Source organism: Ensifer sp. YR511 (genome assembly GCF_900103045.1).
In the GTDB taxonomy this organism is placed as follows: Bacteria; Pseudomonadota; Alphaproteobacteria; order Rhizobiales; family Rhizobiaceae; genus Ensifer; species Ensifer adhaerens.
The window spans coordinates 90968-103746 of record NZ_FNGR01000008.1; the positions used below are offsets into that span (position 1 = coordinate 90968).

At 64.4% G+C, this 12779-nt stretch carries 12 protein-coding genes and 1 pseudogene; 6 read left to right on the forward strand and 7 right to left on the reverse strand.

Translation table 11 applies throughout. The features are described 5' to 3' along the window. Positions 1-5: 5 nt before the first annotated feature. On the reverse strand, positions 6-1097 hold the full coding sequence (locus BLU15_RS16395) for a citrate synthase/methylcitrate synthase (RefSeq protein ID WP_060522061.1): 1092 nt from the start codon (positions 1095-1097) through the stop codon (positions 6-8). A gap of 75 nt (positions 1098-1172) precedes the next feature. Between BLU15_RS16395 and BLU15_RS16400 the strand changes: the two genes are divergently transcribed. The 3 genes and pseudogenes from BLU15_RS16400 to BLU15_RS16410 form a co-directional block, all read left to right on the forward strand. Then, complete coding sequence (locus tag BLU15_RS16400) at positions 1173-2303, forward strand: citrate synthase (RefSeq protein ID WP_176960299.1); 1131 nt, start codon at positions 1173-1175, stop codon at positions 2301-2303. 327 nt (positions 2304-2630) lie between these two features. Beyond that, positions 2631-3077, forward strand: a complete 447-nt coding sequence (locus BLU15_RS16405) for a hypothetical protein (protein WP_060521864.1) — start codon at positions 2631-2633, stop codon at positions 3075-3077. Positions 3078-3272: 195 nt separating this feature from the next. Next, a pseudogene (locus tag BLU15_RS16410) lies at positions 3273-4451 on the forward strand (Do family serine endopeptidase); the annotation flags it as partial. A gap of 81 nt (positions 4452-4532) precedes the next feature. Here BLU15_RS16410 and BLU15_RS16415 read toward each other — a convergent pair. Then, the gene (locus tag BLU15_RS16415) at positions 4533-5564 is read right to left on the reverse strand and encodes a helix-turn-helix domain-containing protein (RefSeq protein ID WP_090296667.1); all 1032 of its coding nucleotides are present in this window, start codon (positions 5562-5564) and stop codon (positions 4533-4535) included. Positions 5565-5746: 182 nt separating this feature from the next. On the opposite strand from BLU15_RS16415, the gene BLU15_RS16420 reads away from it, so the two are divergent. After that, on the forward strand, positions 5747-6808 hold the full coding sequence (locus BLU15_RS16420; RefSeq protein WP_089042894.1) for an alpha/beta hydrolase family protein: 1062 nt from the start codon (positions 5747-5749) through the stop codon (positions 6806-6808). A 126-nt stretch (positions 6809-6934) separates the two neighbouring features. Here BLU15_RS16420 and BLU15_RS16425 read toward each other — a convergent pair whose 3' ends face one another. Continuing rightward, on the reverse strand, positions 6935-7576 hold the full coding sequence (locus BLU15_RS16425; protein WP_090296502.1) for a dihydrofolate reductase family protein: 642 nt from the start codon (positions 7574-7576) through the stop codon (positions 6935-6937). Between the two features lie 107 nt (positions 7577-7683). Between BLU15_RS16425 and BLU15_RS16430 the strand changes: the two genes are divergently transcribed. Further along, positions 7684-8007, forward strand: coding sequence for an ArsR/SmtB family transcription factor (locus tag BLU15_RS16430; RefSeq protein ID WP_060521861.1), 324 nt, complete (start codon positions 7684-7686; stop codon positions 8005-8007). A 9-nt stretch (positions 8008-8016) separates the two neighbouring features. Further along, a complete protein-coding gene (locus tag BLU15_RS16435; RefSeq protein ID WP_034801716.1) occupies positions 8017-8496 on the forward strand; it encodes an SRPBCC family protein in 480 nt (159 codons plus the stop codon). A 141-nt stretch (positions 8497-8637) separates the two neighbouring features. On the opposite strand, the gene pcaD is transcribed toward BLU15_RS16435, so the two are convergent. The 4 genes from pcaD to benC form a co-directional block, all read right to left on the reverse strand. Continuing rightward, positions 8638-9423, reverse strand: coding sequence for a 3-oxoadipate enol-lactonase (pcaD, locus tag BLU15_RS16440; RefSeq protein ID WP_060584584.1), 786 nt, complete (start codon positions 9421-9423; stop codon positions 8638-8640). 165 nt (positions 9424-9588) lie between these two features. Next, positions 9589-10923 carry an MFS transporter gene (locus tag BLU15_RS16445; RefSeq protein WP_090296505.1) on the reverse strand — a complete coding sequence of 445 codons (1335 nt, stop codon included), beginning with the start codon at positions 10921-10923 and terminating at the stop codon, positions 9589-9591. A gap of 36 nt (positions 10924-10959) precedes the next feature. Continuing rightward, entirely contained in the window at positions 10960-11748 is a 789-nt protein-coding gene (benD, locus tag BLU15_RS16450; RefSeq protein WP_034801719.1) for a benzoate diol dehydrogenase BenD, read from the reverse strand. Next, positions 11745-12773, reverse strand: a complete 1029-nt coding sequence (benC, locus tag BLU15_RS16455) for a benzoate 1,2-dioxygenase electron transfer component BenC (protein ID WP_034801720.1) — start codon at positions 12771-12773, stop codon at positions 11745-11747. Before benC ends, benD begins: the two co-directional genes overlap by 4 nt. Positions 12774-12779: the final 6 nt, after the last annotated feature.

Genomic DNA, 12779 nt, shown 5'->3' on the forward strand with positions numbered 1-12779 from the left:
AACACTCACGCGGCCTGTTGCGGCAGCGGCCCGACATAGAGCGAACGCGGCCGGATAAGGCGGCCTTCCAGCGCCTGCTCGCGGGCATGGGCGATCCAGCCGACGGTGCGACCGATCGCGAACACGCCGGTGAAGGCGTCGCGCGGGAAGCTCAGCGCATCGAGCAGCAGCGCCGTGTAGAACTCGACGTTGACGTCGAGCGGGCGGTCGGGCTTGCGCACCTTCAGGACGGCGAGCGCCGATTGTTCGACCTCTTCTGCCAGTTGAATGCGATCGCGGTTGGCCGGATGCGCAGCGATCAGTCGTTTCAGCGCGCCCTTCAGCGCATCGGCGCGGGGGTCGCGGACACGATAGACACGGTGGCCAAAGCCCATCAGCCGTTCGCCGTGGTCGAGCGCGTCGGAAAGCCAGGCCGCCGCATTCTCAGGCGTTCCGATCGCGTCCAGCATGTCGAGCACCGGACCAGGCGCACCGCCATGGAGCGGCCCCTTGAGCGCCCCGATGGCGGCAAGCACCGAAGAGGTGAGACCGGCCTTGGTGGAGGCGACCACGCGCGAGGCGAAGGTCGAGGCGTTGAGGCCGTGGTCCGAGATCGTCACCAGATAGGCGTCGAGCGTCGCCACTTCTTGTCTGCTCGGCACCTTGGCACAGAGCATCGCCAGGATATCGCCGGCGTGCGACAGCGCCGGCGTCGGCGCGACCGGAGCTTCACCGCTCTTCATGCGCAGCGCCGCCGGCAGGAAGACGGCCGGCGCGGCGAGCAGACGTAGGGCCGTATCGAGGTCCTCCCCATCCGGGAGCCGGGCGATGAGCGCGCGCATGATGTCGACCGGCGGCAGTTCCAGCAACGCATCGTCGATGGCGCCAATATGGGCGAACACTTCCGCTCGCTTCTCACCCAGACGCTTCGCGAGTTCAACCCGGTCCGGCATCGGCCCCAGCAGCCCCTCGAACAACAGCGCCACGACATCCTCATAGCTTGCGTGGCCGGCCAGGTGATCGAGCGAGACGCCGCGGATGATCAACTGACCCGCCTCGCCGTCAACATGGGAGAGCTGCGTTTCGGCGGCGACGACGTCTTCAAGTCCGTTCTTCATCATCAAGTTTCTCCTTTACGCCGAGGATGATCCGACCTAGACCTATTGACGTCAATCTTGATGCAATTGATCAACATGAATACACTCTGGATCACCGCCGAAGAGGCGCTCGCCAAGCTCGGCAGCAAACGGCAGACGCTCTATGCCAATGTCAGCCGCGGCCGCATTCGCGCCAAGCCCGACCCTGCCGACCCGCGCCGCAGCCTCTACCAGGCCGACGACGTGCACCGGCTGGCCGAGCGCCACGCCGGCAGGCGGCAGGCGGCGGTCGTGGCGGCCGAGACGATCCGCTGGGGCGAGCCGGTACTGCCAACGACGATCTCCAGCATCGCCGGAGGGCAGCTCTCCTACCGCGGCAGCAACGCGATCGAACTTGCCACCACAGCAACCCTGGAGGAGGTCGCCGCCCTGCTCTGGCTGACACCGGCGGCGGTTGTTGTTCCAGCGCACGATCCCGGCAGCAGCCAATCGCGGCTAGCAACGACCTTTACGCTTCTCGCCGGGCGCATCGAAGCCGACCTGCCGGCGCTCGGACGCAGGCCCGCCATCCTGAAGGCCGAGGCCGCCGAGGTGCTGGCGACCGTTGCCGCCGGGCTTGCGCCGTCGCGGGAAACCGTGCCGCTGCACGAGCGCCTGGCGCTGGGCTGGGAGCGGCCGGAGGTGGCGGAGCCGATCCGTCGATGCCTGGTGCTGACGGCGGAACACGAGCTCAACGTTTCCGCCTTTGCAGCACGGGTCACCGCGTCGTCCGGCGCCGCACTTTCCGCCGCCACACTTTCGGGTCTTGCCACCCTCACCGGCCCCAGGCACGGCGGCGCCTGGCTGAGCGTCACGCGGCTTGCCGAACAGGCGGCCGTGGGCGGGGTGCGCGAGGCGATCCGTACCATGCTGTCTTCGGACGGCGTGGTCCGGGCTTTCGGCCACAGGCTCTATCCGGACGGCGACCCGCGCGCGAAGGCCATCATGTCGAGCTTCGACGTGCCGCCGCTCTATGCCGCGCTGGCCGAGGCCGGCGAGGAACTGCTCGGAGAACCGGCCAATCTCGACTTCTCTCTGGCGGCGCTCGCTGCCGCCTATGATCTACCCGATGACGCGCCGATGGTGATATTCGCCCTTGCACGCACCGTCGGCTGGCTCGCGCACGCGATGGAACAGGTCGTCAGCGGCGATCTGATCCGGCCGCGCGCCCACTATGCTGGATCGTAGCTCCCTCCTCCGCGCCCTCAGCCCTAGGCTCGATTGACTAGAAAAGGCGCGGGCGGGCGGCCGCAAAAGGGCCACAATACGCGCTTGGGGAAAGAATATCCGTCAATCGGGAGCGAATTGGCCTTTATTAAATAATGTTAATGAAGCGGATTTCCGGAGATGTTTGCCGAAATATTACGCGTTATTAACATGACGGCGGCGCATGGAAGTAATACCTTCATTTTCGAGGCTGAATATTGCCGGCGACCGCTTCGGCCGTGACGCGACAATAGGAGACAGCCTCGAACGGAAGCGCGCGGCGCTTCCTTCAATTCAGGAGATGCAGTCATGCGCTCGCCTTTCAAGACCACCACCATCGCAACCGTCGCCCTCGTTCTCTTAAGCGGTGCCGCCTTTGCTGCCGATCACCACGATTTCGGCCGCGACAACGACAAGGGTGCCTATACCGGCGATTACTACCAGGGCATTTTCGCCCAGGACGACATGGCAACCCCGGCCATGCCGGTCTACCGGACACCGACCCACATGGCATCGACGCGGCTCGATCACGTCCTGCATGAACTCCGGGTCGACAACCACCGCATCAACGCCGACCGCGAACAGGGCAAGCTGACGGCAGCAAACTACAGGAAGCTTGAACGCGAAGACGGTGCTGTGCGCGCCGACGCCGTCAAGACCGCCGCCGCCCATCACGGCATGCTGCCGGCCCAGTCCTACGCCCGGCTCCAGGGTGACGTTCGCCATCTCGACCGCGACATCGCCCGAATGGCTTGACCGACACGTTGAGGCTCACCCGGTTTCGGGTGAGCCGTAACCGATGGGGCCGGGCCCGCTCAAGGGCCTGGTCCTTCGGCAACCAGACCGCCCACTTAATCCAATGCCGGCCGACGGTGCGCCGCAGACCCGACCTGGCTCGGGCTGCGTCCGGCCAAGTTCGTCCGGCAAACAGGCAGCGAAAGGAACAGGATCATGTCAAACATTCTCACGAGGTATCGAGCTGCCGCCCTCCTTGGCGCAGCCGTCATCATTGCGCCCTTGTCCGTAGCAGCCTTCACAGGCCATGACGTGGTCGCTGCGGCCGCCAGTCCGGCCGTTGCAGTCCCGGCCACATCCGGCGGATCCTTCGCGCCGGTCGTGTCGGCAGACAAGCCGGCGGTCGTCACCGTGACGACCGTGATCAAGGCCGACAACGTGGGCACGAGCGAACCGACGCAACCGGGCGGAAACTCGCCCTTCGACGAACAATTCCGCCAATTCTTCCACGATCAGGGCATCCCCTTGCCGGACCAGGCGCCTGAGCAGCGTCAGCCTCAACGGGCCGAAGCGCTCGGCTCAGGTTTCATCGTGACCGCGGACGGCTACGTCGTCACCAACAACCACGTCATCGACAAGGCATCGAGCATCATGGTGACGCTCGACGACGGCACGCAAGTGCCGGCCAAGCTTGTCGGCGCCGACCCGAAGAACGACCTCGCGGTCCTGAAGATCACGGCGCCGAAGCCGCTCGCAACAGTTGCCTGGGGTGATTCCGACACCTTGCGGGTTGGCGACCAGGTGCTGGCGATCGGCAACCCGTTCGGCATCGGCACGACGGTCACCTCGGGGATCGTCTCGGCGCGCGGCCGCGACCTGCACAGCGGTCCCTATGACGATTTCATCCAGATTGACGCCCCGATCAACCACGGCAATTCCGGCGGACCGCTGGTCGATGCAAAGGGCCAGGTGGTCGGCATCAACACGGCGATCTATTCGCCGAACGGCGGTAGCGTCGGCGTCGGCTTCGCCATCCCCTCGGACCAGGCGCAGAAGGTCGTCACTGAATTGATGAAGGATGGTTCGATCCAGCACGGCTTCATCGGCGTGCAGATACAGCCGGTCACGGCTGATATCGCCGACGCCATCGGCCTTGCCCAGCCGGAGGGCGCGCTCGTTGCCGGCGTCAATGGCGGAACGCCCGCCGCCAAGGCCGGCATCAAGGCCGGCGACATCATCATCGCGCTTGGCGGCAACCCGGTGAAGTCGCCGCGTGACCTGTCGCGCATGGTCGCCGACCTCTCGCCCGGCACCTCGAAGAACCTGAGCCTATGGCGGACCGGCAAGACGAAGGATGTTGCGATCACGATCGGCGACAATGCCGCAGACCAGCAGTAACCGTCGCAAGTACGTCACCGCACACCTTGCCTCCAACCAGCCCGGCCGCACCGCGGCCGGGCATCGCCATGGCATCAGTCAGGCGGCAAGCGCTCCGGTCCGGTTCTGCTCGCGCCAGGCGACGGGGCTCAAGTCGGTGACGCGGCGAAACTCGCGATTAAAATTCGATTTCGTCTGAAAGCCGGATTCCAGCATGGCCGCGGTCACCGACATGTCGGTTTCGCGCAACAGCCGGCAGGCCTCGGCAATCCGGATATCGTTGATGTATTGCGAGACGTTCTTGCCCGCCAGCCGATTGACGGCGGTCGATATCTGCCGGGCGGGCAGGCCCGCGCGCCGCGCCAGACGTGACAAGGTGAGGTTTTCGTCGCGGGCCAGTTTCTGACTGACGAGCAGTTGATCGATCCTGTCGAGGATTTCGCGGTCCTGCGGCTTTGCAACAGGATCCTCGTCGGTGACCGCGCCGGCGGCCGGAAGCGCACGCGCACGGTCCGCGACCATGGCTGTCAGCCCGATGAAGAGCAGGCCCAGCAAGTTCGCGTTACTGACGATGAGGCCGATATTCGCGCCCCTCGTCCATTCGAAATCCAGAAGGATCGCAAGATCGAAGAGCGCCGAAAGGCAGAGCGAGAACGCGGCAATGAGCAAGGCGCGGTGCGCCGCGGCCGCACCTTCGAAGCGCGCTTCCTCCAGCGCATCCGTACCGACGCGCGCCAGGTTCAGGAGCGCCAGCGCGTATCCGACATATTCGACGATCAAGGCGAAATCGATGTAGCGCGGCGCGAACAGCACGAGCGCGAACATACCGATCGTCGGCGCCGCATGGACCCACCCCGCCGCAGCAGCACTGCGCTCGTCTCTGCGGATCAGGCTGTGGAAACTCGCAAGCACCAGCGGCGGCACACCGCTCGCAAGCACCGGCAGCGCAAACTTCAACGCAGTGACGTCATAGCCCCAACGCAGCCCGACGATCACCGACTGGAGCGCACAGAGCGCCACCAGAGCGAGGAACGGCCGGTTGCGCCGCCCTGGCTCGTCGCCATGCAGCATGAACGCAAGCAGGATAAGAAGCAGCAAGTCGACGACGAACGGGAGCGGCAGAAAGATCAAGGCATGTCCTTCAGACAAAGGCGAGCAGACAAACGGCAGGCAGGCGAGCGGCAAGCAGGCATTTCGATGGGCGGATCATTGCCCAGATCGCGATTCGGGACGACCTCAATCGCGATCGAGGACGCGGACAAGCGGGGCGTCGGTGACGATCGGCCGTCTTTTCCAACACAGCGAGATGCCCAATGCCCCTCCTCCAGTTCATTCCCGCCGCTGCCTTCCTTCTGAGCCTGGCCGCCTCGGCGCAAGCCGATGACGTAGGCGTCCGCGAGATCGACGTTGCCGCACCGAAGCGGGAACGCCAACTCGCCGTCACCGTCTGGTATCCCGCCAAAGCCGGCGGTGAGCCGGTGCTTGTCGGCGACAATCGCATCTTCGAGGGATCGCCCGCAGCGAAGAACGCCCCCTTGCGCGAGGGCCGGTATCCGCTGGTGGTTCTGTCCCATGGTTCGGGCGGCCGCGTCGAGGCGATGAGCTGGCTTGCGGCCGAGCTCGCGGCGGCCGGCTTCATCGTCGCCGGCCCCAACCATCCCGGCACCACCAGCGGCGACTCGACGCCTGCCAACACGCCGAAGCTTTGGGAAAGGACGGCCGACCTCTCGGCATTGATCGACACGTTCACCCGGGATCCGCAATGGAGCGCTGCAATCGACCCCGGGCGGATCGCCGTCCTCGGATTCTCTCTCGGCGGCTCGACCGCCATGGAGATTTCAGGGGCAAGAGCGAGCCTCGAGGCCTATGCCGGCTACTGCGACAGCTACGGCAAGTGGGATTGCGCCTGGTTCGTCGGCGGCAGGGGCTATGTCGACGACACGCCGGTCGACGTCGACAAGCTCGATCTTCGCACCGTCGACAAGGCGCGTTTCGAGCAGTCGAACCGGGATCCTCGGATCAAAGGCGCCGTACTCGTCGACCCCGGCCTCGCCCAGGCCTATGTGGAAGACAGCCTCAAGGCGATCGCGATCCCGATGCATTTCATCAATCTCGGCAGCAAGGAGACGATCCCGCTTGCGGTCGCTTCCGAGCCGCTGGCGGCGCTGACGCCGAAGGGCTCCTATGCCACGGTCGCCGGAGCCGACCACTTCAGCTTCCTGCCGATATGCAAGGACGGCGCTGCCGAACTGCTTAAATCCTTCGGCGAGGTCGATCCGATCTGCGAACCGACGGAACGGCCTCGCGTGGAGATCCATGCGGATATCGCCAAGCTTGCCCGTGAGGCCCTGCAGAAAACACTGGCGGATCGATAGCATCGTCATACTGACCACAGGGCGATGACACGCGTCGCCCTGCGCTCGGTCTGTTCGATTTCGGTCTTGCCCGGAGAGATGGTATCGTCCGAGGAGACGAGAAGCTGCCATCGCTCTGGTCCGCTGCTAGCGCTGAAACGTGAGGTGGACGGTCCCACTCTCGGCCGTTTCTGCCTTGACGGTGTAGCCGGCCTCCAACCCGCGCAGATCGTCCCAAAGACGGATGCCCCGCCCGAGCAGGATGGGTGTGATTGCCACATGCAAGCTATCGACAAGGCCTGCCTTGAGATAGGCGCGCACGACCGTGGGTCCGCCGCCAATACGGACATCCTTACCGTCCGCGGCGCTCGTCGCCTGCTGAAGTGCATCGGCAAGGGACGTGTTCAGAAAATGAAATGTGGTGCCTCCGGCCATCTCGATCGGAGGCCGCGGCTTGTGCGTGAGCACGAAGACCGGGACGCGAAACGGAGGTTCTTCCCCCCACCAGCCGCGCCAGTCGGGATCGTTTGGGTGAGCGTGAAATCCAAACATGGCGGCGCCCATAATCTCAGCACCGATGTTTGAGAAGTATGACTGCGCATATTGCTCATCGACGCCCGTGGTGCCCGCTCGGGACGTGTCCTTGAACACGCGCTCCCGCATCGTTCGGGTCGCAGCATAGGCGGCAACCAGACGCGGCCAATCAGCGCCAAACGGATTGTCCGGGGTCTGATCTGTGGTTGTCGCGAAACCGTCCAGGGAAATGTTGAGATCGACACGAACTGACATTGGCCTCTCCTAATGGTAAGGTAGATGCCTTATTAATTTCACCCGAATACAAAGGCAAGTACCTTATTATCATTGACGCGCGTGCGCGGTCCGCTTTAGTGTGGCGCATGCCCTATCATTCGACCCCGCTTGACCTTGCCTTCCATGCACTCAGCGACCCGACGCGCCGCGCCGTTGTTTCACGGCTTGCGGACGGGGAGATGCCCGTGAGTGTCCTTGCCGAGCCCTTCGACATGGCACTGCCCTCCTTCGCCCAGCACCTCAAGGTGCTTGAAGATTGCGGACTTATCGCAAGCGAGAAACGTGGCCGCAGCCGCTGGTGTCGACTGGAGCGGGGGCGCTTCGAAGAGGCGGCAACCTGGATGGAAGCGGAGCGACGACGTTGGGCCGAACGGCTCGACCGATTGGAAGCCTATCTGGACAAGACGTAGGGAACGGCAATGGAACCGATTTTTGAGACCTGGTCGCCCGACCGCGAAATCGTTTTGGTCAAGGTGCTGAAGCACCCGCGACAAAAGGTTTTCGCCGCCTGGATGGACCCGCAAGCGCTGGCACAATGGTATGGCCCGGCTGGCTTCAGCATCGAGAACCATGAGGCTGACATCCGTGAGGGCGGGGTATGGCGCTTCGACATGGTGGGCGAGTTTGATGGTCGGCAGCAGCGCTTCCCCAGTCTGATGCGCTTCCTGAAGATCGTGCCCAACGAATTGATCGTAGTGGACTATGGCACTGCTGAGCCCGACGACCCCGATCGCTTCTATATGACGATTACTTTCGATGAACAGGCCGACGGCAAGACCGTGCTGACCCTGCGCCAGCTTCACCCAAGTCGCGAGCGCCGCCAAGCGGTCATCGACTTCGGCGCGGTGGAGTACGGGCTGCAGACGCTTGACAGTCTGGCCGCCTGGCTCGATGGCTGACGCGGCCCGCCTGGACGTTGGTCGCCGCCTTCATGATTGACCGCTTTCAGGATTGTTCGGAGCCACGTCTGAGCTTGCGACTGGCACCGTCGGCGAAGCCGTCGCCGCTCGTTCCGATCAAGTGACGGATCTGCGCGGCACCTATGGCCGAAGGAAGTCGAGAAGCTCCGAATTGAAGGCCTTTGCCGACTCGATATTGACGATATGCCGACCAGGCAGCGACAGGTGCCGGCCTCGCTGCACCCGGGCGGCGATATATTCGAGGTCCGCCGGCGGGCATACCGGATCGCCGTTGCCGGAGATGGCGAGCACGGGGTTGGCAATCGCTACGATCTCCTCCCTCAGGTCCGCGCCGGCGAGCGCGGTGCAGCCGCCGATGTAGCCGTCCGTCGAGGTGGCGGTGAAGGCGCCCAGAATGCGATCGACGGCTTCTGCATGGCTGGCTGCAAACTGCGGGCTGAACCAGCGTTCGGCCGTGGCCGCGGCGAGCCCTGCGAGACCGTCCGCCCGGACGCTATCGATGCGGGTGCCCCAGCTCTCGGGCGTCCCGATCCGCGCCGCCGTGGCACAGAGCACGATCTTGTCGAGACGTTTGCCGGCATGGATACCTAGCCATTGTCCGGTCAGGCCCCCGATCGACAGGCCGCAGAAATGTGTCCGCTCGATCCCCAGGCCATCCATGAGCGCGAGCACATCCTGGCCGAGGTCGGACAGCGCATAGGGCGGCGGCGGCGCCGAGGACTGGCCATGACCGCGGCGATCGTAGCGCAGCACGCGGAAATGGGGCGACAGATCGGCGATCTGCGCGTCCCACATGGAGAGGTCGGTGCCGAGCGAATTGCAGAAGAGCAGCCAGGGCGCGTTGCCGTTCTGGTCGCCTTCGATGCGGTAGTGAAGGCGATGGCTGGACAAGTCGAGATAGGCCATGAAACAGGAACTCCAATCGGGAAAGCCGCCAGCAATGGCGGCTTTGTCGTTCTTGGCGCAACATCGCGCCTCGGGTGGTACGCGCGCTGCAATAGGTAGATATCGACAGCGCGCGCTCAAGGGGCGGCAACCGATCCCTTCGCGGCCCGGCCGCCTCGCCTCGATCTATGCCGCCGCCAGTCGCGCGATCTCCACGCGGCGGGCGTTGCTGACCGCGAAGACCAGCATGGCGACAGCCGAGATCGCCGCCGGTACGGCGAAGATCGCGAAGTTCTGCTGCAGCGGAAGCTCCTGCGCCAGGAGCACGCCGCCGAGCGTCGGGCCGACGATCGCGCCGATGCGACCGACACCGGAGGCCCAGCCCAAACCGGTGGAGCGAACCGACAGGTTGTAGAGCTGCGCCACGCTGGCATAGAGCAGGATCTGCGTGCCGATCGTGGTGGCGCCGGCAACAAAGACCATCAGAAACAGGACACCCGTCGGCGGATTGAAGCCGATCAGCGCGATCGAGAAGGCGGCGGCAACGAAGAAACCGACCACCACCTTGGGCAGGCCGAAGCGATCACCGAGCCAACCGCCGGCAATGGCGCCGACCATGCCGCCGAAATTCAGCGAGAACAGGCTGAGCAGGCTCGCCTTCTCGGCATAGCCAGCTTCCTGCAGCACCTTCGGCAGCCAGGACGACAAGAGATAGACGAGCAGTAGGCAGCAGAAGAATGCGACCCAGAGCATCACGGTGCGCAGGGTCCGCTGATGGCGGAAGAGTTCCAGCACCGATGCCGAGGCCCCCTTCCTCTCGGAGAAGACCAGCCTGTCGGTGGTACCGAGACGCGCGTTCGGATCGATCTTGGCATAGATGCGTTTGGCCTCTTCCTGCTTGCCCTGGCGGATAAGGAAGCCGAGCGATTCCGGCAGCTTCCAGAGGATCACTGGCAAGAGGAGCAGCGGCACGGCGGCGATGAAGAACATCGGCTTCCAGCCATAGGACGGGATGAGGCCGATACCGAGGCCGGCAGCGACCATGCCGCCGACGGAATAGCCGGAGAACATCAGCGCCACCAGCGTGCCGCGCAGACGCTTCGGCGCATATTCGTTCATCAGCGCCACCGCATTCGGCATCAAGCCGCCGCAGCCGAGACCGGCGAAGAACCGGAAGATCTTGAATTGCTCCGGCGAATTGGCAAAGCCGGTCAAAAGGGTTGAGAGCGTAACCAGCAGGAAGCTGATGGCGACCCCCTTCTTGCGGCCGATCCGGTCGGCGAGCGGGCCGAAGATCAGCGCCCCGAACATCATGCCGAACAGCGCCCAGGCCTGCAGCGCGCCGGCCTGCGGCTTGCTCAGGCCCCATTCGGCAATCAGCGTCGGCAGCACCGTGCCGGCGACGAAGACGTCGTAACCGTCGACGATCAACAGCAGCGCCGAGAGCACTACCACCATCCACTGGAAGCTCCCAAGCGGGCTCCCGTCAATTGCTTCATTCACATCGATCGTGCGCATCATCTCCTCCCCAGGTGTTAGCGCGTTGAAAAAGGTCCGTCAGCCGAGATCGCCGCCGGCGACCGGCAGAACACTGCCGGTGATGTAGGAGGCCTCGTCGGAGGCCAGGAACAGGATCGGCGCCGCTTGCTCTTCGATGCTGCCGTAGCGTTTCATGAAGCTCGACTGCTTCACCTGGGCGACGACGTCGCCCATCCAGGCCTTCTCGGCCTCATTGTCGCCTTCGGCATTGCGCGGGATGCGGCGCGGCGGCGCCTCGGTTCCGCCCGGTGCTGTGGCAACGACGCGGATGTTGCGGTCGGCAAGCTCCATCGCCAGCGACTGGGTGATGGCATTGACGCCGCCCTTGGCCGCCGAATAGGGCACGCGGTGAATGCCGCGTGTGGCATTGGACGACACGTTGACGATGGTGCCGCCACCGCGGGCAAAGAGATGCGGCAGCACCGCATGGCAACAGTAGAGGGTCGGCATCAGCGAGCGGCGGATCTCTGCATCGATCTGCACCGGTTCGAATTCGGCAAAGGGACGCATGCGGATGGCGCCGCCGACATTGTTGATCAGGATGTCGATGCCGCCGAATTTTTCCGCGGCAAAGTGCATTGCTGCGGCTGCCCCCTCGTGCGTTTCAAGATCGGCTACGAAGGCAGCCGCCCATTCACTGCCGGCCTCCGCCGCCACCTCGGACACGAAATCGGCACGGTCGACAAAGAGAACCTTGCCGCCTTCAGCCACGGCACGCAGCGCCACGGCGCGGCCGATCCCTTGCGCGGCACCGGTGACGACGATTGCCTTGCCGGCAAACCGTCCTTCGAAACGAGCGGAGGTCATGCTGCCTCCTTCGCCACCGCATTGGGCGTGAACTTCTCATAGTGGAAACTGTTGGGCCTTACGCCGGTGTCGTCGAGATGCTTGCGCACTGCGTCCACCATAGGCGGCGGGCCGCAGAGATAAACGTCGACATCGCCGCCGTTCAGCACGTCCTCGGGCATGTGCTGGGTCACCCAGCCCTTGCGCGGATGGCTGGAGGCGACATCCGCCACCACCGTGTCAAAGGTGAAGTTGGCAAGCCGCTTGGTATAGGCTTCGATCTCGTCGACAAGCACCAGATCGAGGTCGCGGGTGACGCCGTAGATCAGATGCACTTTCTGCTCCGGGTTGGTGCGGGCCAGAACCTCAAGCATCGACAGGAACGGCGCAAGACCGGTGCCACCGGCGAGGAAGAGCAGGGGGCGCTGAACCTCGCGCAGATAGAAACTGCCGAGCGGCCCGGTCAATTCCAGTTTCGTGCCGACTTCGGCGTGTTCCAGCCACGTGCTCATCAGCCCGCCCGGGATCTTCTTGATCAGGAAGCCGACGCGCGTCTCGCCCGATGCCGAGGAGAAGGAATAGGAACGGCTCTGGCCGCTGCCGGGCACGTCGATGTTGACGTACTGCCCCGGCAGAAAGGCCGGCGCTGCAGCGCCCTCGATATCCAGTTCGAGCACGATCGCCGCATCGTTGTGCGGGACGACGCTTGCCACACTCGCCGTAAACTTCTGCTGTCCGGTCTTGCATGCCGCTGCTGTCGTCGGCACCGCGATGACGCAGTCGCTCGACGGCTTCATCTGGCAGGTCAGCACCAGTCCGCTTGCCGCCTCGTCCGCTGTCAGCGCATCGTCGATGAAGTCGTCGCCGAGGTCGTAGGCGCCGCTTTCGGCGCGGCACTTGCAGGTGCCGCAGACCCCGTCCGAACAGTCCATCGGCAGGTTGATCTTGTTGCGGAAGGCGGCGTCGAGCACCTTCTCATCGTCCCTGCATTCGACGAAGCGGGTGACGCCGTCCTCGAAATTCAAAGCGATCCTGTAGCTGGCCATGGTTGT

Bases quoted from the DNA above. Each gene is read 5' to 3' on its own strand.
- benC (WP_034801720.1), bottom strand. From the start codon at position 12,773: ATGGCCAGCTACAGGATCGCTTTGAATTTCGAGGACGGCGTCACCCGC.
- BLU15_RS16425 (WP_090296502.1), bottom strand. From the start codon at position 7,576: ATGTCAGTTCGTGTCGATCTCAACATTTCCCTGGACGGTTTCGCGACA.
- BLU15_RS16445 (WP_090296505.1), bottom strand. From the start codon at position 10,923: ATGATGCGCACGATCGATGTGAATGAAGCAATTGACGGGAGCCCGCTT.
- BLU15_RS16435 (WP_034801716.1), top strand. From the start codon at position 8,017: ATGGAACCGATTTTTGAGACCTGGTCGCCCGACCGCGAAATCGTTTTG.
- BLU15_RS16430 (WP_060521861.1), top strand. From the start codon at position 7,684: ATGCCCTATCATTCGACCCCGCTTGACCTTGCCTTCCATGCACTCAGC.
- BLU15_RS16420 (WP_089042894.1), top strand. From the start codon at position 5,747: ATGCCCCTCCTCCAGTTCATTCCCGCCGCTGCCTTCCTTCTGAGCCTG.
- benD (WP_034801719.1), bottom strand. From the start codon at position 11,748: ATGACCTCCGCTCGTTTCGAAGGACGGTTTGCCGGCAAGGCAATCGTC.
- BLU15_RS16405 (WP_060521864.1), top strand. From the start codon at position 2,631: ATGCGCTCGCCTTTCAAGACCACCACCATCGCAACCGTCGCCCTCGTT.
- BLU15_RS16400 (WP_176960299.1), top strand. From the start codon at position 1,173: ATGAATACACTCTGGATCACCGCCGAAGAGGCGCTCGCCAAGCTCGGC.
- pcaD (WP_060584584.1), bottom strand. From the start codon at position 9,423: ATGGCCTATCTCGACTTGTCCAGCCATCGCCTTCACTACCGCATCGAA.
- BLU15_RS16395 (WP_060522061.1), bottom strand. From the start codon at position 1,097: ATGAAGAACGGACTTGAAGACGTCGTCGCCGCCGAAACGCAGCTCTCC.